A 22,873-nucleotide genomic window follows, 5' to 3' on the forward strand; every position below is an offset into this window, starting at 1 on the left:
CGCTCTTGTTTACTTCTTGATATTGATGACCTGAAGCTGGGTATATTCGGCCAGCCCTTCCACCGACTGTTCCACGCCCAGCCCCGAATTCTTGAAGCCCGCCATCGGAATGTGCGGCCCGATGCCGACATGCTGGTTCACCCAGACCTGCCCGCTTTCGATGCGCGAGGCAATGTCCGCCGCGCGGGCCACGTCCTTCGACCACACCGATCCGCCCAGCCCGTATTCCGAAGCGTTGGCGCGGGCGATCACGTCCTCCACGTCATCGAAGCGGATCACCGGCAGGATCGGGCCGAACTGTTCCTCGTCCACGATGCGATCGCCGTCGGTCACGTCGCGCACGATCGTCGGGCGGATGAAATAACCGGCGCGTTCCATCACCTCGCCGCCGGCGATCACCTTGCCTTCCGCCTTGGCCGCGTCGAGGAAACCCTTGACCTTGTCGAACTGCATCGCGTTCTGGATCGGGCCGATCTGCGTGCCCTGCTGCAAGCCGTCGTCCACCACGGCGGCCTGCGCCAGGTTGGCCAGTTCCTCGCACATCGCGTCATAGATATCGGCGTGGACATAAGCGCGCTTCACCGCCAGGCACACCTGCCCGCAGTTGAGGAAGGCGTTGCCGAAGATCGCCTGCGCGGTTTCGCGCACGTCCACGTCCTCCAGCACGATCGCCGGGTCGTTGCCGCCCAGTTCCAGCGTCACGCGCTTGAGCGTGTCCGCGCCCGTCGCGGCGATGCGCTTGCCGGTGGCGGTCGATCCGGTGAAGCCGATCTTGGCGACATCGGGGTGCGAGGTCAGGTGCGGCCCCAGGTCGTTGGCGTCGGTGATCACGTTGACCACGCCCGCCGGGAAGATGTCGCGGCACAGCTCGCCCAGCATCAGCGCCGCGACCGGCGTTGTCGGCGCGGGCTTCAGCACGATCGCGTTGCCGGCCAGCACGGCGGGGCCGATCTTCCAGCAGGCGACCAGCAGTGGGAAGTTCCACGCGATGATCCCTACCACCACGCCCAGCGGCTTGTGCTTCACCGCGATATAGCCCTCGGCATCGTCCTGGATCACGCGGTCGGGCAGTTCCAGCGTGGCGTAGTGCCGCAGGTATCCCTCGGTCCAGGCGAGTTCGCCCTGCGCCTCGGCCAGCGGCTTGCCCTGTTCCAGCGTCAGCGTGCGGGCGAACTCGTCCTTCCGCGCGGCGATGGCGTCCGCCAGTTCGATCAGCTTCTTGCTGCGTTCTGCGAACGGCACCGCTGCCCAGCCCGGCACGGCGGCCTTGGCGGCGGCGATGGCCTGGTCCGCCTGCGCCGCCGAGGCGCGGGGAACCGTGGTGAAGGGTTCCCCGGTCGCCGGGTTGACGATGTCCATGGTCATGTCGCCCGGGACGAGTTCGCCGCCGATCAGCAGCTTGGTATCGGTCATTTTCCTCTCCCCCGCGCTCGTGGCGCGGATTGTTGTCCCTAGAACTTGGCGCCCAGCGTCACGCCGAACGTGCGCGGGTTGCCGATGTGGTTGTAGTCGAAGCCGAAGCCCGCCAGCAGGTCCACCCGCGACGTGAAGTAGAACTTGTTGCCCAGATTCTTGGCCCAGACCGACAGCGAATAGCGCCCGTCCGCCGTCTCCAGATCCACATGCCCGCCCACCAGCGCATAGGACGACTGGCGCAGGCGGGGGACGTTGATCACCTCGAAGAACTGGTTCGACTGGTACGAGAGGTCCGGATGGATCGAGAACGTCAGGGCGTCGTTCTTGAACACGGTGAAGTCGATCCCGGCGTTGAAGGTCAGCGAAGGCGCGTTCGACAGGCGGCGGCCCGAAACGTCGGTGCCGCTCACGTCGCCCCGGATGATCTTGGTGGACAGCAAGCCCAGGCCACCGTGGAAGGTGAAGGTATCGGTCGGGCGCACCGTCAGTTCCGCTTCCGCGCCATAGATGCGCGACTTGGGAATGTTGAGCAGCGTCTGCGCGGCGGTGGTGGGATCGACGTTGATGAACTGCTGGTTGCGGTAGTCGTAATAGAACGCCGCCATGTTCAGCGTGACGCGGCGGTCTCAGAACTGCGTCTTGGCGCCGACTTCGTACGAGGTGACCTTTTCGGCCTTGGCGACGCTGAGTTCCGACGGATCGAAGAACGCCTGCGCGTTGAAGCTCGGCGCGCGATAGCCCTTGCTGAAGCTGGCGTAGAGAAGATCGCCGCTCGCCAGCTTGTAATCGAAGCCGATCTTGCCCGAGACGTTGTTGTTCTTGTAGCGCAGCGCCGACGGCGGGATCAGCGTGGCGACAAGGCTGTTGTCCACGCCCAGCGCGTCGGACCGGAAGCCGCTCTGCACGCCCGTATCGTGGGTATAGCGCAACCCGCCGCGCACGGTCAGCGCATCGGTCAGCTTGTATTTCAGGTCGCTGTAGAGCGCGAAACTCTTCTTGATCTGGGTGAACTGGTTCTTGACCTTGCAGGCCAGCGGCAGCCCGTCGGCGCAATCCTGCGCGTTGATGAAGCCATCGCCGTTGACGTCCACGTCGGTCGCGATCTCGAACGTGGTCTCGTTATAGACCTTCTCGCGGTTGAAATAGGCGCCCAGGATGAAATCGAACGGACCGCCGGTGTCGCTGGTCAGGCGCAGGTCCTGCGCGAACTGGCTGGCGCGGTCGTAATAGGGGATTTCCAGCAGCTTCGTGGCGGTGCCGTCGGTATCCTCGCGGAAGAACAGCGTGCCCTTGTCGTAGGAGGTAATGCTGGTGATCGCCAGCGTGTCGGACACGTCGATGTTGGTGGTCAGCGCGACCGACGTGGTGCGCGCGCGGCGGCGCTGGCTGACGTCGGAGGCGATTTCCCACTTCGACAGGCCGGGCCGCTGCACGGCTTCGGGCTGGGCATAGATGCCGTAATTCTGCGGGTTCTGAAAGCTGGTGGAGGCACGCAGGGTGAAGCGCACGCTGTCGGTCGGTTCGAACTTCAGCGTGCCGCGCAGCGCGTATTCGCGCGTGCTGGCCAGGTCCGGCAGGCCGGGCACCACGTTCTTGAACCAGCCGTCCGCGCGCGAGAACGTGCCGGCCACGCGCAGCGCGGCCTTGTCGCCCAGCGGCACGTTGACCGCGCCGTTCACGTCCACGCGGTTGTAGTTGCCGTATCCCGCGTTGAGATAGCCGCTGGTCTCGCCCAGCTTGGCATCGCGGCTGATGATGTTGACCGCGCCGCCGGTGGTGTTCTTGCCATAGAGCGTGCCCTGCGGCCCGCGCAGCACTTCCACGCGCTCCAGATCATACATGGCGACGCCCAGGAAGGCGAAGTTGCCTTTGTACACTTCATCGTAATAGGTCGCGACCGGGCTGGACTGGTTGAGGCTGTAGTCCGACATCGACACGCCGCGCAGCGCGAAGATCGGCGTGTTGTCGCCCACGATCGAGGTCAGCTGCAGGTTGGCGACCTTGGTCACCAGGCTGTCCACGTTGGTGATGCGCGATTTTTCCAGCGCGTCGCCGCCAATCGCCGAAACCGAGATCGGCACCGACTGGAGGTTTTCCGATCGCTTCGCGGCGGTGACCACGATTTCGCCCGGTGCGCTTTCGCTGCTGGTGCTGTTGCTTTGCGCCTGCGCGAAGGCCGGGGTGGCCGTGGCGGTGAAGATCGCGATCGCGCTCAGTGCGGTGTTGCGGAGAAGACGTTCCCTCATGGTATTGCTACCTCCCATTGTGATGGTGCCCCGTTTAGGGGCGCGCTTGTTCCTGCCCTGGTTGTGAAAACCCCTCGACCAGGCGCGCTCTCATCGCGGCGCGCTCGAGCCGAAGGGGGTGTTGGCGCAGACGCCCGATTTCCTCCGCCGTGTAGGGGCGGAAGTCGGCCGGCATGTGCGCCGCGTCGAACGTGTAGAGGGTCCAGTTGACCAGGTTGGCGAGCCGCGCGTCGTCGAGATTGACGGTCGAAACGCCGGGCACGCGGCCGATGAATTCGCGCCCGCCCGGCACTGACAGGAACCGGGCGACGATGTGCTTCATCGGCGGATTGGAATGATCATCCCCGCTGCCGTCGGGCCGGTGGCAGCCCTGGCATTTCAGCATGTAGTCGACCTTGGCCTGCCGCACGTCCGTCACGCCCGGCGGCGCGGCCTCGCCCGCCTTCACGCCAGCGCCGGCCAGCAGGGCGGCAAGGAGCGGAAAGGCGAGCAGGGCCGGTTTCATTTACCGCCGGCCCCGGCATGGAGGCGGGCGACGTCGGCCGAGGAAAGCGATGCGCCGCCGGCCCGGACCGTGCCGATCTCGGCCGGGGTGAAGCGGCGGAACGCCGGCCCGGCCTTGGTGATCGTGGTGCCGACATGGTTGAGCACGGCGGCGATGGCGGCATCGTCAAGGCCGGATTGCGCCGGCATCACCCCGCGAAAGGCCTTGCCTTCGACCGTGATCGGGCCGGACAGCCCCTTGATCACGGCCAGCGCGATGTAGCGCCGGCCCTCGTTGCGCGCTGCCAACGTGCGGAAATCCACGCCCAGAGGGGGATAGGCGCCGGGCACGCCCGCACCGGTCGCGGTGTGGCAGGCGGCGCAGCGGCCATAGAGCGCCGCGCCATTCGGTTCCGCACCGCCGGCCTGCGCCGGGCTGCGCGCGACCAGCGCCGCGGTCAGCGCCACCGCACCCAGCGCGGCGAACTTCAGGACCCCCTTCATTTCGGCTGGTCCAGCGCCACGCCCACGATCACCGCCGTGGAGCAGTTGTACACGCTGCTCTGCGAACCCAGGCACCAGTTGTAATCGTTGTTCGATTGCGGGCGCACCTGCGGGCGATCGCCCTCGTTGCGGTTGCACAGGCACTGTCCGCACGAGGACGTGCCGCAGCAGTCGTTATAGCTGATAATATAGGCGCGGTTGTCGGCCGGGTTGGTGCAGGTGCCGATCCAGGTGATCGGCGACATTTCCGTGCCCGGCGGGCAGCTGCTGACCGACCCGCCGCAGCAGGTGCAGAGGAAGCCGTCGATCGCGCAGTAGCGCCAGTAATCGCAGCTCGTGCGGTCACCGGGGTCCTGGTCGATGCCGGCGGTTACCGGGCTATGGGTCGGCCCGCCGCCGTGCGTGGCGGCGCGCGCCACCGGCAGGACGGGGAAGGTGGCCGCGCCGGTCATGCCGGCGCCTAGCCACGCCAGCATCGACCGGCGCGACGTGCCGCGGGCGATGCGCCGGGCGAATTTCTCGGTAAGCTTGTCAAAGCCGGCCATGGCTCAGGCCTCCCTGTTGCGGCGGGCGAGATAGTCCTGGATCGACGCCACGCCGCGTTCCTTGGCTTCGAACAGACTTTCGAGGTGCTCCCGGCTGTTGACGAGGCCGAGCGAGGCGACTTTGCCGGCTTCGTCGAGCAGCACCGCATAGGGCAGCTTCGATACGCCGAAGGCGCGGCCGAGCGCTTCGGACAGGACCAGCGGAATGCCGTCGAGGCCGTGGTCCTTGGCAAGCTGGCGGTATTGTCCCTTGGTGCCGTCGCCCGCGATCACGATGTCGATCCAGTCGGCTTCGGCGCGCGCGGCGGAGCGCACCACCGGCAGCAGGGACTTGCACACCGGGCAATCGGGCGAGGCGAAGAACAGCAACTGGCTGCGGCCTTCGCGCTTGCCGCCGATCTCGATCGGCGCGCCGTCGATGGTGGTCACCGTCATGGGCGAGGCGGTTTCACCGACCTCCACCTTCTGGTGCAGGGTCAGTGCGCCGGCCGGCGCGATGCGTTCGTGGAGAATGCCGACCTGGCGGGCAAGGGCTGCGATCAGCAGCGCCTGAACGATCACGGCGGTCCACAGCAGGATCTGGGATGTCAGCATCACGGCTTCCTCCACGCGGGTTGGGGAATGGCGAGCAGCTCGGAAACTCCGAGGTAGAGCGCACAAAGTCCGGCGGCGGCGAAGGGCGTTTCGATGCCGAACGCCGCCGCCGGGAGGGTGGAAACGAGGCCGGCTGCCAGTGCGAGCAGCGCCGGGCGGGCGGTTTGCGCCAGGGTCACCGGCTTTTCGCGGGCGACCAGGTCGCAGCCGCAATCGAGCACTTCGCCCCGGCGGCGGAACAGGGCGATAGCATAGCCCAGCCACAGCGCGGCGGCGATCAGCGCGCCGGTCCTTTGCAGGGGAGCGATCAGCAGGCAGGCCGCCGCCACCGCTTCCACGCTGCCCGCCGTCAGGAGGAGCAGCGGGCCGGAACTTGGGCGCGTGCCCGCCAGCCGCGCGGCGGCGATGGCGAGCCGTTCATGGGCCAGCCCCTTGTGCAGCGCCGATCCGGCCAGCAGCAGCGCAAGGAACAGGGTGATCGAGCCGGTTGCGGGCGCCATCTCAGGGCACCGGCGTGATGAGGATCGGGTTGGCGGCAACCGTCGCGCCCAGCGAACGGACGAAGGCCCCGGTCGCGGCGTCGTGCACGTCGATCACGCCATCGGCGCGCGCCACGATCAGGTGCGGGGTGTCCTCGGGCGTCACGCCCACGGCCACGCCCACCGACCGCAGCGGGAAGCGGGCAACTCGCGCCTTCTTCGCCGGGTCGATCACCCATACTTCGGTGCCGCCATCCTTGTGGCTGCCCTCGCGACCGTTGGGGCTCATCAGCACGTAAAGAAGACCCTTCGCGTCCGTCGCGATCACTTGCCAGCCGCCCGGCCGCCATTCGGGCGCGCCGCCTTCGGCCGTGCCCACGTTGAACGCACCGGGCAGGGGGCGGGGAACCGGGCCGGAGAAATCGAAGCCCTGGACCTGCCCGTAGTAGCTGACGAACCAGCCCGTTCTGCCCATCATCGCGGGTGTGCTGAACAGCGGCTGCTTGTCGATGTCCTGCACCGTGGCGATGGTCTTCGACGAGGCGACCTGGCCCTTGTCGTCCAGCGTCACGCTGAACATCGAACCATCGGCGCAGAAGCTGCTGAAACCGCGTTCGCCGGTGGGATAGATCTGCGCGCAGCCGGGCAGGTCGATCTCGCCCAGGATCCTGCGTGCGTCGAGGTCGACCACCGTCACCGATTGCGCGGGCGTGAAGTTCGCCACCAGCGCCCAGTGTTCGCCGTTGGTGAACTGGAACAGGTGCGGATAGGTCACCGATTGCTGGCGCTTGCCGCCGGGCAGCACGATCTCGCCCTTGGGCTGGAGCGTTTCCATGTCCCAGATGGTGATCGCGTCGGTGCGTTCGCCCCGCGTCAGGCGCGAGAAGAAGGTTTCGGCCGTGTAGATTTCGCCGCGCTGGCGCGAGACCAGCGAATTGGCGAACTGCGCCGCGCGCACCAGCCCCTTCAGCGGCTGGTTGGCCGATGTCGTGTCCACCACCGCAAGGCGTCCGTCGAGGATCGAGGCGAAGTAGAAATCGTGGATGACGACCCAGCTTTTCGGCCACACCTTCGGCAGCGCCTTGACCGTGGGGATCGGCTCTTCGGGCAGCGGCGTGGGATAGGCGGCGGGTGCGGCGGAAACCGCGCTCGCCGAAACGGAGAGGGCAAGCGCCAGAGCAAGAAACCTCATGCGGTACTCCCAGAGTCTCGGCGAATTGTTGCGCCTTTGTTGCCGGGAGAATGACGAAACAGGCGTAATTCTGTCAAGTGACCTAATTTTGTCGCGTGACATATTTTTTGAGAGAAGTTATCAAGGGCGAAAGCGGAGCTGAAATTTATTATGAATCAGTATGATGGTGCGCCATCGTTCGTCACGGACCTGGTATTTCCCGAACGCGAGGGCGGCTATGCCAAGGGCCACGAGACGCGCGAACTGATCCTGCGCACCGCGCTGCACATCCTGATCGAGGAAGGCTATCGCGCGATGTCGATGCGGCGAGTCGCTGCCGCCTGCGACATGAAGTTCGGCAACCTGACCTATCATTTCCGCAGCCGCGAGGATCTGGTGCGCGAACTGCTCGACGCCGTGATCCGCAGCTACGAGCAGGAATTCGACACCATCGTGAGGATGCCCGGCGCGCCGCCGGAGGAGCGGTTGCGCCGCCTGTGCTTGCTGGTGCTGGAAGACATCCGCAGCAAGAAGACCACACGCTTGTTCCCGGAGCTATGGGCGCTGTCCAACCACGACGAATTCGTGTTCGACCGCGTTCACGAACTCTATGTCCGCGCCCGCGCGCCGGCGATTGAGATCATCCGCGAAATGCGCCCCGACCTGCCGTGCGAGGCCTGCGAGATGCTCGCGCTGTTCATCTCCGCCTCGATGGAGGGGATGACTGTCTTCGCCGGCTACGACAAGCCGTTCGAGCCGCACATGGCCAAGCTGGAAAGCATCGCGCTCCAATCGTTCATCGCGCTGCTGAAAACGGTAACGGCGGAGGAGGCGCTGGCCCTGGGCGAGGGGCGCGTGCCTCCGACAGCCGGTTGAGTGGCAGCAAGGACGCGGTTAGCCGACCGCCCCAAAATCCCCCACACCCGTTCGTCCTGAGCTTGTCGAAGGACGCGCGATACAGTTGATCGAGAAGCAGCAGAGCGCAACGCCAGCACCGCGCGCGTCCTTCGACAGGCTCAGGACGAACGGAGTTGCTTATGTATGGCGCCCACTATTGTGTCCCGTGTGTAATAGCCGCTCGGGCGGGAATGGTGGGGGCAGACATCGCTCGAATCTCTAGCCATTGCCGTTTCACCTTGTGCCGCTGCAATCCGACGTGCAGCTAGGTAGCCGATGATTGGCAGCGCGGTGGGAATGGTGATGAGCCACCACAGGCTGGAAGCCGGGTAGGCGGAATGTTAGAGCGCAAATAAGAATTTAGGAAATCGGACGATGAGGACGTTTGCTGCCGTGAGGATTTTCCTAGTCACAGCCTCGTTGCTGCTCTCCGGCATTCTTTCCTCAGCGATGGCTGAAACCACAAAGGAGCAACTGCTATCCAGTGCGCTTATTCCAACTTTAAGATTGGACATGCCTACCTGGCAGCCTCTGTCTGATAAGCAAATAAAAGCCATATTTTTGGATCGACAACTTGAATTTGATGAAGACTATGAACCGGTGCCCGGTGCAAAAGTAGGTATCAGATTCTACGGCGGATGTCCGACCATCGAGACCTTTTTCGCCGACGGCACATGGCAAATGTATTTCTGTTCTATTGGACCGATGACGTTTCACGGACGCTGGACGGTGGAGCCACACGGACAGGTCGGATGGCTATGTGTTCAATCTGACGAATGGCCATCTGGTTGTCGCACTGTCTGGCAGGGTTCAACTGCAAACCGAATCATAATGCAACTCAGCGGGCCGGATGCAAAAAAAAATTGGGGGCGTGATGGGGCTTACAATCCTTATCGGCTTGTTCCTGCCGTGAAGTGAAGGTGGCAATTGCGTAAGTGGCAGCCAACAGGATAATCAAAAGGCCATCCCCGATGGCAGCAATATTGTGGTATCCAAAGAGGTTGGTATCTCAGCGGAATTTCCAGATAACTGCCGTCCCTACAACGCGAGCGCCCTCTCGATCACGCCGCGCGCGGCCGCAGGGGTGTCGTCGCGGCACAGCAGCGCCAGTTCGACGGTGGCGGCGTGATCGGCCAGGGGGCGGAAGGTGAGGCCGTCGAGCGCGAGGTGCTGGAGCGAGGCGGGCGCGAGGACCACGCCGCGCCCGGCGGCGGCGAGCACGGCGGCGGAGATGAAATCGTCGGTGCGGTGAAGCGCGGGCATGGCGAAGCCGCCGGCGCGCGCGAGGTCGCGCACCGCTTCGGCAAGGCCCACTTCCTCGTGGAACTGCGGCATGATGAACGGCTCGCCGGCCAGGTCCGCCAGCCGGACGGCGACGTGGCGGGTCAGCGGATGGTCGTCGGCCAGCGCCAGCACCAGCGGTTCGCGGTGGACGGTGCGCGCGGTGATGGCCGGGGGGTAGGACGGCCTGGGGCGGGTCAGCCCGATGTCGATCTCGCCCGAAACGATGCGGTCGAACTGCACCGGCGTTTCCATCAGCGAAAGGCGCACGTCCAGATCGGGCAGGGCATCGCGCAGCGCTCGCAGCACGCGCGCCAGCGTCCCGCTCATCGCCGCGGAGAACACATAGCCGATGCGCAGCGGTCCGGCGGCACCGCGCGCGATGTTGCGGCCGATCCGCTCGGCCTGCCGCAACGAGGCCAGCGCCGCGCGCGCCTCGTCCAGAAAGAGCTGGCCGGCGCGCGTCAGCGCCACGTCCTTGCGGCTGCCCCGCGTGACCAGCCGGGCGCCCAGCCGGTCTTCCAGCCGCTGCAGGCGCTTGCTGACGACCGACTGCGCGATGCCCAGCCGGTCGGCGGCGCGCAGGAAGTGCCGGGTTTCGGCAATGGCCAGGAACGCTTCGAGCTGGTCGCCGTCGAGCATCATTCATTCCATATCGCGATTGAACATGGCAAATTCGGTTCTTGATGCGATCGATGGCAGGTTGCAGGATCACGCGCAAGGAGGACGCCACATGGCAGGAATGGTTCGGTTCGATTGGGAAGACGCCTTCGCGCTCGATGGGCAACTGACCGAGGATGAGCGGCTTATCGCCGGCTCCGCCCGCAGCTTCGCGCAGGATCGCCTGCAGCCGCGCGTGATCGATGCCTTCGCGCAGGAACACACCGATCCCGCGATCTTCCGCGAAATGGGCGAACAGGGCCTGCTCGGTATCACGCTGCCTGAAAAGTATGGCTGCGCCGGCGCGTCCTACGTCTCCTACGGCCTCGTCGCGCGCGAGGTGGAGCGCGTCGATTCCGGCTACCGTTCGATGATGAGCGTGCAGTCCAGCCTGGTGATGTTCCCGATCTACGAATACGGATCGGAAGATCAGCGGATGAAGTACCTGCCCAAGCTCGCCACGGGCGAATTTATCGGCTGCTTCGGCCTGACCGAACCCGATGCCGGCTCCGATCCGGGTGGAATGCGTACCCATGCGGTGAAGGTTGATGGTGGTTATCGCCTATCCGGTTCAAAAACCTGGATTTCCAACGCGCCCATCGCCGATGTCTTCGTGATCTGGGCCAAGTCCGAAGCGCATGGCGGCGCGATCCGCGGCTTCATCCTCGAAAAGGGCATGAAGGGCCTGTCCGCGCCCAAGATCGACAACAAGATCTCGCTGCGCGCCTCGATCACCGGCATGGTGATGATGGACGATGTGTTCGTGCCCGAAGACGCGCTGCTGCCCAACGTCGAAGGGCTGAAGGGGCCGTTCGGCTGCCTCAACCGCGCGCGCTACGGCATTTCGTGGGGCGCGCTGGGCGCCGCCGAGTTCTGCTACCACGCCGCGCGCCAGTATGGCCTCGATCGCAAGCAGTTCGGCCGCCCGCTCGCCGCGACGCAGCTGTACCAGAAGAAGCTGGCCGACATGCTGACCGAGATCAGCCTGGGCTTCCAGGCATCGCTGCGCGTCGGCCGCCTGATGGACGAAGGCGCCTTCGCGCCGGAAATGATCTCGATCGTCAAGCGCAACAACGTGGGCAAGGCGCTCGACATCGCGCGGACCGCGCGCGACATGCACGGCGGCAACGGCATCTCCGGCGAATACCAGGTGATCCGCCACATGGTGAACCTTGAAACCGTGAATACCTACGAAGGCACGCACGACGTTCACGCGCTGATCCTGGGCCGCGCGATCACGGGCATCGCCGCGTTCTGAAGGCGTCAGGACAGGGGCGCCGGTACTGGCCCACCCCCAACCCCTCCCGCAGGCGGGAGGGGAGTCAAAGGAGGGGCTTTCGACACTTCTCCCCTCCCGCTTGCGGGAGGGGCAGGGGCGGGTAATCGATACCTTACGCGCCCCTCACGTTGCCTGTGGCGTTGGCGCGGTGATGATGCGATCGCGCGCGGCGCGGATGTCGCCGGCCTCGATCTGGATTTTCAGCCGTTCGCGATCGTTGTTGCGATAGATGTCTTCGGCCCGGTTGATCGCTTCCAGGTTGACGCCCGCATCCTCCAGCGCCAGCCGCGCCATCTTGACGGCCGATTCCATCACCTCGCGAACGATCCCGCTGACGGGCGTGCGCTTCAGGCGGATCACCGCGCGGCGGTCATAGGCTCGCACATAGATCAAGGCCTGTGGAAACGCCTCGTGCACCGCCTCGATCATCTCGGCGTCCAGCTGGTCGCCATCGGTGCAGAACAGGATCAGTTCGGCCTCGGCCGCGCCGGCCTGGCGCAGCACGTCCAGCCGGCAGCCGTCGCCGAAATAGACCTTTGCGCCGAAGCTCGCCGCCACGTCGATCATCTCGATGTCGGTGTCGATCAGCGTGACCTCAATGTCGCTGGCGTTCAGCATCTGCGCCACCGTCTGACCGAAGCGGCCATAGCCCACGACGATCGCGCTCGCGCCGTCGGCGCTCGGGCCTTCGCGCTCGCCCTGGTCGGCCGCTGGTTCGTCGCGAAAGCGGCGGGTGGCCATCATCAGGAACGGCGTGCTCGCCATCGATACGGTGACGATCGCGCCGAACAGGCTGGCGGCCTCGGGCGCGACAAGCAGTGCGTTCTGTGCCTGCGTGAACAGCACGAAGCCGAATTCGCCGCCCTGGCTCAGCAGCAGACCCAGCGCCATCGCACCGCGCCAGGTCATGCGGAAGGCCAGGCCGATCAGGAAGATCACCGCCGCCTTCGCCACCACCAGCGCCGTCGCCATGCCCAGCACGAACAGCGGCCGCTGCGCGATGGCATTGAGATCGAGCATCATGCCCACTGCCAGGAAGAACAGGCCCAGCAGGATCGACCGGAACGGCTCGACATCGGCTTCCAGTTCGTGGCGATAGGGCGAATCCGCCAGCATCACCCCGGCGATGAAGGCGCCCAGTGCGGTGGACAGGCCCAGTGCTTCCATGATCGCCGCCGCCGCGATCACCGTGAACAGCGCCGCCACCACGAACATCTCGCGCTCGCCCAGCTTGCCGATCAGGCGGAACAGCGGGCGGATCAGGAAGCGCCCTGCGGCGACAAGGCCGACGATCGCGCCGATGGTGTACAGCGACAGCAGCCATCCCGGCGGGCCACCCACGTCGGCCGGGTTGCGGCTCATCGCGGCGATGATCGTGATCATCGGAATGATCGACAGGTCCTGGAACAGCAGGATGGCGAAAGCCCGTTCGCCAAACGGCGTGCGCAACCGGCCCGACGATTGCAGCATCGGCAGCACCTGCGCGGTGGAGGAAAGCGCCAGCGGCAGGCCCAGCGCCAGCGCGGCGGCGGACGAAAACTCCGTGCCCAGCGCGATCATCGCGGCGATGGCCATGCCGCAGGCGGTCACCTGCAGCAGGCCCAGCCCCAGGATGTCGCGCTTCATCTTCCACAGGCGCGAAGGGTTCAGTTCCAGCCCGACCAGGAACAGCAGCAGCGTGATGCCCAGTTCGGCGATGCCCAGCTTCTGTTCGGCATCGCCGACCAGCCCCAGCACTTGCGGCCCCACCACCGCGCCGGCGACGAGGTAGCCCAGCGTGGCGCCCAGCCGCAGGCGCCGGAACAGCAGCACGAAGCCCAGCGCGAAGCCGAGCAACAGGAAGCCGTCGTGCATCATGGAATGCGGCGCGCCGCCGTTCATCGGGTTCGGACCTTCAGCATGCCTCTTCTGTAGCCAGCCGCGCGCGGGCCGCAACCCACCGCGTTCGCTTTCGTCCTGCCGCCTTTCGCTCAATCATGGCCGCGCGCTTGCTTGCCTCGCGGGCTGACGTCAGGCTAACGCGGCTGCATGATGCATCGTCGCCGATCCGGTCTGTTTCCGCCGCCCGTCCTGCGCGCATCTTTTTGGTTCTGCTGTGCCTTCGCGGTGGTCATGGCTGTGCTGCCGCATCCGCCGCAGCTGCCGGTAGACCGGCTGGGCGACAAGTTCGAACACATGCTGGCCTTTTCGGTGCTGACCCTGCTGGCCGCGCTCGGCTGGCCGGCGTTCCCGAAGCGGCGCATTGCCGAGCGGCTGTCGTTTCTGGGCGCGCTGATCGAACTGGCGCAGTCGATCCCGGAGCTGCACCGCGATTGCGACATCCGCGACTGGATCGCCGATACGCTGGCGATCCTTGTGGTGCTGGGGATCGTGGCGGCGGTCCGCCGCGCGCGTGCCGCCGGTTAACGGTTTCCTTGGCGCGCCCTTTGCATTAGGGCGCCTGCATGGAAAATCTGGTCCGTTCATCCGCTCAGCAGCCCACCGACAATCCCGGTGCCCTGCTCGACATCGCCGAGGTACGCGCGGCGGCGGAGCGAATTAGCGGACAGGTGGTGCGCACCCCCACGCTTTACAGCAGGACGCTGAGCGCCATCACCGGCGCCAACATCTGGCTCAAGTTCGAAAACCTCCAGTTCACGGCCGCCTACAAGGAACGCGGCGCGCTCAATGCCCTTCTACAACTCGATGAGGAACGCCGTTCGCGCGGCGTGATCGCGGCTTCGGCCGGCAACCATGCGCAAGGTCTGTCATACCACGGCACGCGGCTGGGCGTGCCCGTCACCATCGTCATGCCCAAGACGACGCCGACGGTGAAGATCATGCAGACCGAGAGCAACGGCGGCAAGGTCGTGCTCGAGGGCGAGACGTTCGACGAGGCCTATGCCTATGCCCGGTCGATGGAAAAGCAGCTCGGGCTGACCTTCGTTCATCCGTTCGACGATCCGCAGGTCGCCGCCGGGCAGGGCACGGTGGCGCTGGAGATGCTGGAGGACGCGCCCGAGATCGACATGCTGGCGGTGCCGATCGGCGGGGGCGGGCTGCTTTCGGGCATGGGCACGGCGGCGCGGGCGCTGAAGCCCGATATCGGCCTGATCGGGGTGCAGGCGCAGCTTTATCCGTCGATGTACGACAAGCTGAAGCACGCCGATCTGCCATGCGGCGGCGATACCCTGGCCGAAGGCATCGCGGTCAAGGAGCCGGGCGCCTTCACCTCGGCCGTGCTGGCCCAGCTTGTCGACGATATCGTGCTGGTCGATGAAGCCGCGCTCGAAACCGCGGTGGCGCTGCTGCTCCAGATCGAGAAGATCGTGGTCGAAGGCGCGGGCGCGGCCGGGCTCGCCGCGGTGATGCGCAACCGCGCCCTGTTCGAAGGGCGCAACGTGGGCATCGTGCTGACCGGCGGCAACATCGATACCCGCCTGCTCGCCAACGTACTGCTGCGCGATCTGGCGCGGTCGGGCCGGCTTGGCCGCCTGCGCATCGTGCTGCAGGATCGCCCGGGCGCGTTGTTCCATGTGGTCGAGGAGTTCAACCGCTACCAGGTGAACATTCTCGAAGTCTGGCACCAGCGCATCTTCACCTCGCTCCCGGCCAAGGGACTGACGGCCGAGATCGAATGCGAGGCGCGCGATCGCGAGCAGATCGACCTGCTGGTCGCGGCGCTCCGCGCCAAGGGATATGACGTGGTTCAGATCGAACTGGGCTGAAATCGCGCCTCGCCTGACCGTTCTGGGAGTGTCCGTCTCGTAAAGGATGCGCCGCCCTGTCGTCCGGAAGCGGGACAGGGCGGCGCAAACCGGGCCTGCGCCGGCCTCGAGACGGACTGAGGCGCATAATTTCGTGGTTAAGGGTCTTTCACCAAGTTCGATGCTGAGGCATTGTCGTTTTTGAACGGCGCCGGATGGTCCGGACGCCCAGAGGAAGCCCAGCAGGCCGTGACCGCGCCCGTCCGTTTTCCCCGCTTTTTCGTGACGAGCCCCGCGCCGTGCCCCTATCTTGAGGGCAAGAGCGAACGGAAGGTGTTCACCGAGCTGAAGGGGCCGCATGCCGACGACCTGAACGACGCGCTGGGCCGTATCGGTTTCCGCCGCAGCCAGACCGTCGCCTACCGCCCCAGCTGCATCGATTGCACCGCCTGCGTGTCTGTGCGCGTCGTGTCGGACGAATTTCAGCCCTCTTCGGCGCAGCGCCGGGCGATCAAGGCCAATTCGGACCTGATTGTTACTGCATGCAAGCCGTGGTCGACGCAGGAACAGTTTGACCTCCTGCGGCGTTACCTGTCGGCGCGCCACCCCGATGGGGGCATGGCGGCGATGGACGAGATGGATTTTGCTGACATGGTGGAACATACGCCAGTCAGAAGCTATGTGATTGAATACAGGGAACCGGGCGTGGGTGGCGCGCCGGGCAAACTGGTGGGAGCCTGCCTTACCGACCATCAGGGCGATGGTCTTTCGATGATCTACAGTTTCTACGATCCACATCACGAGACGCGCACCGGGCTTGGAACCTACATCATCCTCGATCACATTCTGCACGCGGCGAGAATCGGCCTGCCCTACGTCTACTTGGGGTATTGGGTCGAAGGATCTTCGCGCATGCAGTACAAGGTGCGCTTCCGTCCGCTCGAACGCCTTGGCCGCGATGGCTGGGAGCGTTTCTCGACTGATGAGCAGGCCAGTGCCATCGATCGCGCGGCCACCCCGCGGCAGGACGCTTTCGAGCGCGGGGGCAAGGATGGTCTGCACGCCGGACAGGAAATCTACCGTCCGGCCTGATCATGCTTCGTTGCGGATGTCTGGATCGCTGACGCGGATCATCGCGGCGGCGCTCGTTTTCGCGCTGGTGCCCGCGCCGATGGCGCTGGCGCAATCGCGCGATACCGACCAGGCGCTCAAGGACCTGATTCCCGATTCCGCGATCGACAATGCCGAAAGCTGGGCGCTCGATACCGATGCCGCGCGCCAGCCCGCGCCCGATGTCGCCGCGCTGCTGGGCGCGACCGAACCGTTGCAGGCGCTGACCGACATTCCCGGCATCACCATCGATTGGCCGCAGACCGCCGATCTTCCGCCGTTCAAGCCGCTCGATCCCGATCCGGACATCGCGCTGGCGCAGCAGCAGGTGGATGGCGCGGTCGATGCGCTGGATGGCGAACAGCAGCAGGTCGAAAGCGCGCGCAATGCGCTGATCCCCGATGCCTCGCTCTCGCACGTCGGCGGGCAGGTCGATCTGGCGTTCTCGCCCACCGATGCCTTCCCCGAACGCGATGAACTGGTTTCGCGGTTCTCCGGCCTCTCCAGCCTGCATTCGCTGGACGATGACGAGGACAACCTTGCCCAGCTGACCCGCCGCGCGCGCAGCGATCGCGACCTGATCGTCGAAATCCTGCGCACTTATGGCTACTACGACGCCGAGGTTTACCAGTCGATCGTCACGCCGCAGAGCGAGGCGGCGGCTTCGGCGGCGTCTGCCAGCGCGGAGGGTGGCAACGGGGCACGGCGCGGTCCGCGCCGCAATGCCATCGATCTGTCCAAGGTGGTCGTGCGGTTCGATGTGGTGCCGGGGCCGCAGTATCGCCTGGCGAAGATCGATCTCGGCGATATTGCCGGAACGGGCGCGGACTACGAGACCCTGCGCGCGGCCTTTGGTGTCCGCGTCGGCGATCCGGTCAATACCGAGAAGATCCTCAAGGGCCGCGCCGATCTTGCCGCCACGCTGGGCGACAACGGCTATGCCTTCGCCAAGGTGGGCGAACCGGCGCTGGTGATCGATCACGAGCCGCGCACCGGTGATCTGACGGTGCCGGTGACGAGCGGCGGCCGCTACGTGTTCGGGCAGGTCGTCAGCGGCATGCCGCGCTTCATGGGGTCGCGCCATATCCAGCATATCGCGCGGTTCCGGCCGGGCGATGTCTATCAGACCGCCATGCTCGACGATCTGCGGCAGGCGATCCTGGCGACCAGCCTGGTCTCGTCGGTCACGGTCAAGACGCGCGAAGTGACGCCGCCCGCCGCCGGCAAGCCCGGCGTGGTCGATGTCGATGTCGATATGGCCAAGGCCCCGCAGCGCACCGTGGCGGCGCTGATCGGCTATTCCAGCGGCGAAGGCTTCCGGGTCGAGGCGAGCTGGGAACACCGCAACCTGATTCCGCCCGAAGGCATGGTGCGCGTGCGCGGCGTGGCCGGCACGCGCGAACAGCTGCTGGGCGTGATCTATCGCCGCAACAACTTCCTGACGCGCGATCAGGTGCTGACCGCCGATCTCTATGCCCAGACCAAGGTGAGCGATGCCTATCAGGCGCGCACCCTGTCGCTGGTCAGCAGTATCGAGCGGCAGACCACGCTGCTGTTCCAGAAGCCGTGGGTCTATTCGGCGGGCCTCGAAGTGGTGGCCACCAGCGAGCGCGAGGACAGTACCCAGCCGCGCAAGACCTATTTCATCGGCGCGCTGCCCTTGCGTGGGGCCTATGACGGCAGCGACAGCCTGCTCGATCCCACGCGCGGTTTCCGCGTGGCGCTGCGCGTCTCGCCCGAAATCTCGCGCCAGGCCGGTGCGAACTCGACGTATGTGAAGGTCCAGCTCGACGCGAGCCTCTATCGCCCGGTCAGCGACAGCGTGGTCATGGCCGGCCGCGTGCGGTTCGGCGCGATCCAGGGTGCGGACATCGCCAGCATCGCGCCATCGCGCCGGTTCTATGCCGGCGGCGGATCGTCGGTGCGCGGCTATGGCTATCAGCAGATCGGCCCGCGCGACACCACCGGCGCGCCCAGCGGCGGCCGTTCGCTGACCGAATTCTCGCTCGAAGCGCGCGTCAAGACCGGCCTTATGGGCGGCGCGGTCAGCGTCGTGCCGTTCGTCGATGCCGGCGCGGTGGACGAAACCACGACACCGCGCTTCCGCGACATCAAGGTCGGCGTCGGGGTGGGCATCCGCTACCAGACCAACTTCGGCCCGATCCGCATCGATTTGGGCACGCCGCTCAATCCGTCGAAGGGCGATAGCCGCATCGGCGTCTATGTCGCGCTGGGGCAGGCGTTCTGATGGCGGACGACACCGTGCCCGCCGCGTTGCCGCCGGAAGGCCCCGATGCCGGCCCCCCGCCGCCACCGCCTCCGCCGCCACCCCCGCCGGCATCCGCGTCCGGCTTCGTCTGGCGCTGGACGCGGCGGATCGGTGCGGTTCTGGCCGTGCTGGCAATGGCGCTGCTGGGCGCCTTGCTCGTACTCGATTCGCCGATCGGCCACCGCTTCGTCGCCGATCGGATCGCCACGCTGGCCCCCGCCTCGGGCCTGCGCATCACCGTGGGCCGGATCGACGGTTCGCTGTTCGGCAAGGCCGGGCTCAAGGATCTGGTGCTCAGCGATCCCAACGGCCCGTTCCTGACTGTTCCCGATGTCGACCTGGACTGGCGACCCTATGCCTGGACGGTCAACACGCTCGACATCCGCACGCTCGCACTGCACCGGGGCACCCTGCTGCGCCGGCCGCAGCTGAAGCCGGGTGATCCCAACGCGCCGATCCTGCCGTCGTTCAATATCCGCGTCGATCGGCTGGAGATCGATGCCCTTACCATCGCGCCGGGCGTGATGGGGGAAAGACGCCGCGTCGATCTGACCGCGCGCGCCGATGTCCGCTCGGGCCGCACCCTGATCGACGCCAACGGCCGGCTGGGCGGCAAGGACCGGTTGGCGCTGCACCTTGATAGCGAGCCGGATCGCGACAAGTTCGATCTCGCGCTCGATTATGCCGCGCCGCGCGGCGGTCTGCTGTCGGCACTGACCGGCGTAAAAAGCGATATCGTGGCGAAAGTGGCGGGCAAGGGCCGGTTCCGCGCGTGGCACGGCTGGGCCGTAGCCCGGCGGGACGGCGAACGGCTGGCCGGCTTCCTGATCGACAACCGCGCCGGCACTTACACTGTGGCCGGGCAGGTCTTCCCCGAAGCGCTGTTGGCCGGCGCCGCACGCCGCATCGTGGGGAACAAGCTTTCGCTGTTCTACCAGGGCACCTTCGCGGATTCGACGCTGGACGGGCGCTATTACGTGGGCGGCGCGGCGTTCCGCGCCACGGGGCAGGGCGCGGTTGATCTTACCGACAACCGGGTCGATCAGCTGGCGCTCAAGGCCGATCTGCGCCGGCCCGATCTGGTGATGGCCTCGCCCGAACTCGCCGGCGTGCGCCTTGCCGCCACGCTCGATGGGCCGCTCCGCGATCTCGCCATCCGCCACGATTTCACCATCGACCGGCTGAAGAGCGGCACCACGCAGGCCGAAGGGCTGCACACCGCCGGCACCGCCAACTGGAACGGCAAGCGCCTGCTGCTGCCGCTGGCCGTCACCGCGAAGAAGGTGGTGACCGGCAACGGCATGATCGACCCGCGCTTCGTCGGCGCCAGCGTAAAGGGCGATCTGGTCGTGCAGGGCAGCCAGCTTTCCTCGGAACAGCTCGCGATCGATCTCAAGGGGCTGGCGGCGCGGCTGGTGCTGCGCAGCGACATGGCCAAGGGCATGTATGCGCTGGCCGGGCCGGTCACCGCGCGCGGCTTCGCGCTGCCCAATCTGGGGCTGGTCGATGCCGATGCCAAGATCGTGTTCGGCATGGGCAACGGCGTGCCCTGGTCGCTGCGCGCCAACGCGGCGGGGCGCATGGCGCGGATCGACAACGGCACGCTGGCCAACCTGACCGGCGGCAACATCCGCTTTTCCGGTGGCGTCGTCACCGGCGCGCTGATCCCGCTGCGGTTCAGTGATGCGCGCCTGTCCTCGCGCAAGCTGGCCATTGCCCTGAACGGGCAGGTCCACCCCGATGGCCGGACCACCGTGGTCGGCAAGGGGCGCCATCTCGACTATGGCGATTTCACCATCGACGCGGCCGTGGCCAAGGATGGTCCGTCCGCCGTGCTGGTCTTTGCCAATCCCTTGCCCGCCGCCGGCCTCAAGGACGTGCGCGTGGCGCTGTCCCCCGTGGCCGACGGGTTCCGGATCGAAACGAAGGGTGATTCCACGCTGGGGCCGTTCGATGGCGTGCTGGGCCTGCAATCGCCGCCCAAGGGGCCGACGCGGATCGCGATCGAGCACTTCAAGGTCTGGCAGACGGAAATCACCGGCGGGCTCGATCTTGCCACGGCCGGCGTCAGCGGCGATCTGGCGATCACGGGCGGCGGGATCGATGGCACCGTCCGGCTCGATCCAAAGGAAGGCGGGCAGGCGATCACCGCGCTGGTCACGGCGCGCAACGCCCGCTTCGGCGGCGCGCGGCCGATTTCCATCGGCAACGGCAAGGTCGAGGTGAACGGCTTCCTGGCCGAGGGCAAGAGCACGATCGACGCCACCGCGCATATCGAGGGCATCGGCGCGGGGCAGCTGTTCATCGGGCGGCTGGCCGTGAACGCGAAGCTCGTCAACGGCGCGGGCAGCGTCACGGCCTCCATCGCCGGGCGGCGCGGCACGCGCTTCGCCATGCAGGGCACGGCCTCGATTGCGCCGGACAAGATCGTCGCGCTCGCTTCGGGAGATTACTCCGGCCGCGCGATCCAGATGCCGCGCCGCGCGGTGCTGGAGCGCGAGGGCGAAGGCTGGCGACTGCAACCGACGCAGGTCAATTTCGGGCGCGGCGCTGTCATCGCCGAAGGGCACGTGCTGGGCGGGCCGACCGAACTGAAGCTCCAGATCGCGCGGATGCCGCTGTCGCTGGCGGATATCGTGGTGGCGGATCTGGGCCTGGGCGGGGCGCTTTCAGGCGTAATCGACTATCGCAACGATCACACGGGCGCGCCGTCCGGCCATGCCGCCGTACAGGTGCGCGGGCTGACGCGCTCGGGCCTCGTGCTCACCTCGCGGCCGATGAACCTTTCGCTGGTTGCCGATCTCGATCCTTCGGCGCTGCAGGCGCGCGCGGTGTTCAAGGATGGCGGGCGGGACGGCGGCACCGTGCGCGGCGGGGTGCAGGCGCTTCTCTCCGGCCTGCCGCGTGGCGGCACCGTGCTGGAGCGCCTGCGCGGCGGCCGCCTGCAGGCGCAGGTCCGCTATGGCGGACCGGCCGAAACGCTCTGGCGCCTCGCGGCAGTGGACTTCATGGACCTGACCGGCACCATCGGCGCGCGCGCCGACATCACCGGCACGCTCGACGACCCGACCTTCGTCGGCGCCATCGCCAGCAAGGATCTGCGCGTGCAGAGCAGCGTGATCGGCACCGACATCCAGAACATCCAGGCGAGCGGCACCTTCAACGATTCGCGCCTGTCGCTGAACCGTTTCGCCGGCACCACCGCCAACGGCGGCAAGGTTACCGGCAGCGGCACCATCGATCTGTCCAACATCGTCTCGCGCGGGGTCGCGCTCGATCTGCGCATGGCCGCGCAGAACGCGCGCATCGTCAACCGGGATGACATGGCGGCCACGGTGACCGGCCCGCTGCGCATCGTCAGTGACGGCATCGGCGGCACCATCGCCGGGCGGGTGCGCATCGAACAGGCGCGTTGGGCGCTCGGCAGCGCCAGCGCGGTGGCGGAGCTGCCCTCGATCCCCACGCGCGAGATCAACCCGCGTGCCGACGTCGCGCCGGCGCGCACGCCGTCCACGCCATGGACGTTCCTGATCGACGCCGCCGGCGCCAACCGCATCGACGTGCGCGGGCTGGGGCTGGACAGCGAATGGGGCGCGGACATCCGCCTGCGCGGCACCACCGCCAACCCGCAGATATTCGGCAGCGCCGATCTGGTGCGCGGCGGCTACGAATTCGCCGGCAAGCGCTTCGACCTCACGCGCGGCCGCATCCGCTTCGCCGGCGAAGTGCCGATCGATCCCCGGCTGGATATCGCGGCCAGCGGCGATGCCAACGGCGTCAGCGCCACGATCACGATCACCGGATCGGGGATGAAGCCGGTGATCGCCTTCTCCTCCACGCCTTCGCTGCCCGAAGAGGAACTGCTCAGCCGCCTGTTGTTCGGCAGCTCGATCACGCAGATTTCGGCGCCGGAAGCGGTGCAGCTTGCCGCCGCGCTGGCATCGCTGCGCGGCGGCGGCGGGCTGGACCCGATCAACAAGCTGCGCAGCGCCATCGGGCTCGACCGCTTGCGCATCCTCAACGCCGATGCCTCGATTCCACGCGGCACCAGCGTCGCCGCCGGCAAGTACCTCGGCCGCAAGTTCTTCGTCGAACTGGTCACCGACGGGCGCGGCTATAATGCCACGTCGGTCGAATTCCGCATCACCCGCTGGCTGGCGCTGCTCGCCTCCGTGGCAACGATCGGGGACGAGAGCCTGAACCTGCGCGTCAGCAAGGATTATTGACGCCGTTCAAGGAATTTTGCCCGCGGT

The 22,873-nt window shown here is 66.6% G+C and carries 17 protein-coding genes and 1 pseudogene; 8 read left to right on the forward strand and 10 right to left on the reverse strand.

Annotated elements, in window-relative coordinates; all coding sequences use genetic code 11:
* Window positions 1-9: 9 nt before the first annotated feature.
* The 8 genes and pseudogenes from B3547_RS02020 to B3547_RS02055 form a co-directional block, all read right to left on the reverse strand.
* On the reverse strand, window positions 10-1,413 hold the full coding sequence (locus tag B3547_RS02020) for an aldehyde dehydrogenase family protein (protein WP_292959774.1): 1,404 nt from the start codon (window positions 1,411-1,413) through the stop codon (window positions 10-12).
* A 38-nt stretch (window positions 1,414-1,451) separates the two neighbouring features.
* Window positions 1,452-3,680: pseudogene (locus B3547_RS02025) on the reverse strand (TonB-dependent receptor).
* Window positions 3,681-3,696: 16 nt separating this feature from the next.
* The gene (locus B3547_RS02030) at window positions 3,697-4,167 is read right to left on the reverse strand and encodes a cytochrome C (protein WP_125957181.1); all 471 of its coding nucleotides are present in this window, start codon (window positions 4,165-4,167) and stop codon (window positions 3,697-3,699) included.
* The gene (locus B3547_RS02035) at window positions 4,164-4,649 is read right to left on the reverse strand and encodes a c-type cytochrome (RefSeq protein ID WP_292959775.1); all 486 of its coding nucleotides are present in this window, start codon (window positions 4,647-4,649) and stop codon (window positions 4,164-4,166) included. Before B3547_RS02035 ends, B3547_RS02030 begins: the two co-directional genes overlap by 4 nt.
* Window positions 4,646-5,194: a methylamine dehydrogenase light chain gene (locus B3547_RS02040; protein ID WP_125957177.1), complete on the reverse strand. Its 549-nt coding sequence runs from the start codon at window positions 5,192-5,194 to the stop codon at window positions 4,646-4,648. Before B3547_RS02040 ends, B3547_RS02035 begins: the two co-directional genes overlap by 4 nt.
* 3 nt (window positions 5,195-5,197) lie before the next feature.
* The gene (locus B3547_RS02045) at window positions 5,198-5,788 is read right to left on the reverse strand and encodes a thioredoxin fold domain-containing protein (protein ID WP_194918318.1); all 591 of its coding nucleotides are present in this window, start codon (window positions 5,786-5,788) and stop codon (window positions 5,198-5,200) included.
* Complete coding sequence (locus tag B3547_RS02050; protein WP_125957172.1) at window positions 5,788-6,288, reverse strand: MauE/DoxX family redox-associated membrane protein; 501 nt, start codon at window positions 6,286-6,288, stop codon at window positions 5,788-5,790. Before B3547_RS02050 ends, B3547_RS02045 begins: the two co-directional genes overlap by 1 nt.
* A gap of 1 nt (window position 6,289) precedes the next feature.
* Window positions 6,290-7,459, reverse strand: coding sequence for an amine dehydrogenase large subunit (locus B3547_RS02055; RefSeq protein ID WP_292959777.1), 1,170 nt, complete (start codon window positions 7,457-7,459; stop codon window positions 6,290-6,292).
* A 150-nt stretch (window positions 7,460-7,609) separates the two neighbouring features.
* Here B3547_RS02055 and B3547_RS02060 point away from each other — a divergent pair, with 150 nt between their 5' ends.
* A complete protein-coding gene (locus B3547_RS02060; RefSeq protein ID WP_292959778.1) occupies window positions 7,610-8,314 on the forward strand; it encodes a TetR/AcrR family transcriptional regulator in 705 nt (234 codons plus the stop codon).
* Between the two features lie 396 nt (window positions 8,315-8,710).
* Window positions 8,711-9,253: a hypothetical protein gene (locus tag B3547_RS02065; RefSeq protein ID WP_292959779.1), complete on the forward strand. Its 543-nt coding sequence runs from the start codon at window positions 8,711-8,713 to the stop codon at window positions 9,251-9,253.
* Between the two features lie 120 nt (window positions 9,254-9,373).
* Here B3547_RS02065 and B3547_RS02070 read toward each other — a convergent pair whose 3' ends face one another.
* Window positions 9,374-10,261, reverse strand: a complete 888-nt coding sequence (locus B3547_RS02070) for a LysR family transcriptional regulator (protein ID WP_292959780.1) — start codon at window positions 10,259-10,261, stop codon at window positions 9,374-9,376.
* Between the two features lie 88 nt (window positions 10,262-10,349).
* On the opposite strand from B3547_RS02070, the gene B3547_RS02075 reads away from it, so the two are divergent.
* Window positions 10,350-11,534, forward strand: a complete 1,185-nt coding sequence (locus B3547_RS02075; protein WP_292959781.1) for an acyl-CoA dehydrogenase — start codon at window positions 10,350-10,352, stop codon at window positions 11,532-11,534.
* A 144-nt stretch (window positions 11,535-11,678) separates the two neighbouring features.
* On the opposite strand, the gene B3547_RS02080 is transcribed toward B3547_RS02075, so the two are convergent.
* A complete protein-coding gene (locus tag B3547_RS02080) occupies window positions 11,679-13,436 on the reverse strand; it encodes a cation:proton antiporter (protein ID WP_124809068.1) in 1,758 nt (585 codons plus the stop codon).
* Window positions 13,437-13,667: 231 nt separating this feature from the next.
* Between B3547_RS02080 and B3547_RS02085 the strand changes: the two genes are divergently transcribed.
* The 5 genes from B3547_RS02085 to B3547_RS02105 all read left to right on the forward strand — a co-directional run bounded on the left by B3547_RS02085 (window position 13,668) and on the right by B3547_RS02105 (window position 22,846).
* Entirely contained in the window at window positions 13,668-13,961 is a 294-nt protein-coding gene (locus B3547_RS02085; protein WP_194918312.1) for a hypothetical protein, read from the forward strand.
* 38 nt (window positions 13,962-13,999) lie between these two features.
* Window positions 14,000-15,262 carry a threonine ammonia-lyase gene (locus B3547_RS02090; protein WP_125957158.1) on the forward strand — a complete coding sequence of 421 codons (1,263 nt, stop codon included), beginning with the start codon at window positions 14,000-14,002 and terminating at the stop codon, window positions 15,260-15,262.
* Between the two features lie 228 nt (window positions 15,263-15,490).
* Entirely contained in the window at window positions 15,491-16,333 is an 843-nt protein-coding gene (locus B3547_RS02095) for an arginyltransferase (protein WP_124808997.1), read from the forward strand.
* Window positions 16,334-16,349: 16 nt separating this feature from the next.
* Window positions 16,350-18,599: an autotransporter assembly complex protein TamA gene (locus B3547_RS02100; RefSeq protein WP_292959782.1), complete on the forward strand. Its 2,250-nt coding sequence runs from the start codon at window positions 16,350-16,352 to the stop codon at window positions 18,597-18,599.
* A complete protein-coding gene (locus B3547_RS02105) occupies window positions 18,599-22,846 on the forward strand; it encodes a translocation/assembly module TamB domain-containing protein (RefSeq protein WP_292959783.1) in 4,248 nt (1,415 codons plus the stop codon). The genes B3547_RS02100 and B3547_RS02105 overlap by 1 nt, the downstream gene beginning before the upstream one ends.
* Window positions 22,847-22,873: the final 27 nt, after the last annotated feature.

The sequence above is a fragment of the Novosphingobium sp. UBA1939 genome, assembly GCF_002336885.1.
Lineage (GTDB): Bacteria > Pseudomonadota > Alphaproteobacteria > Sphingomonadales > Sphingomonadaceae > Novosphingobium.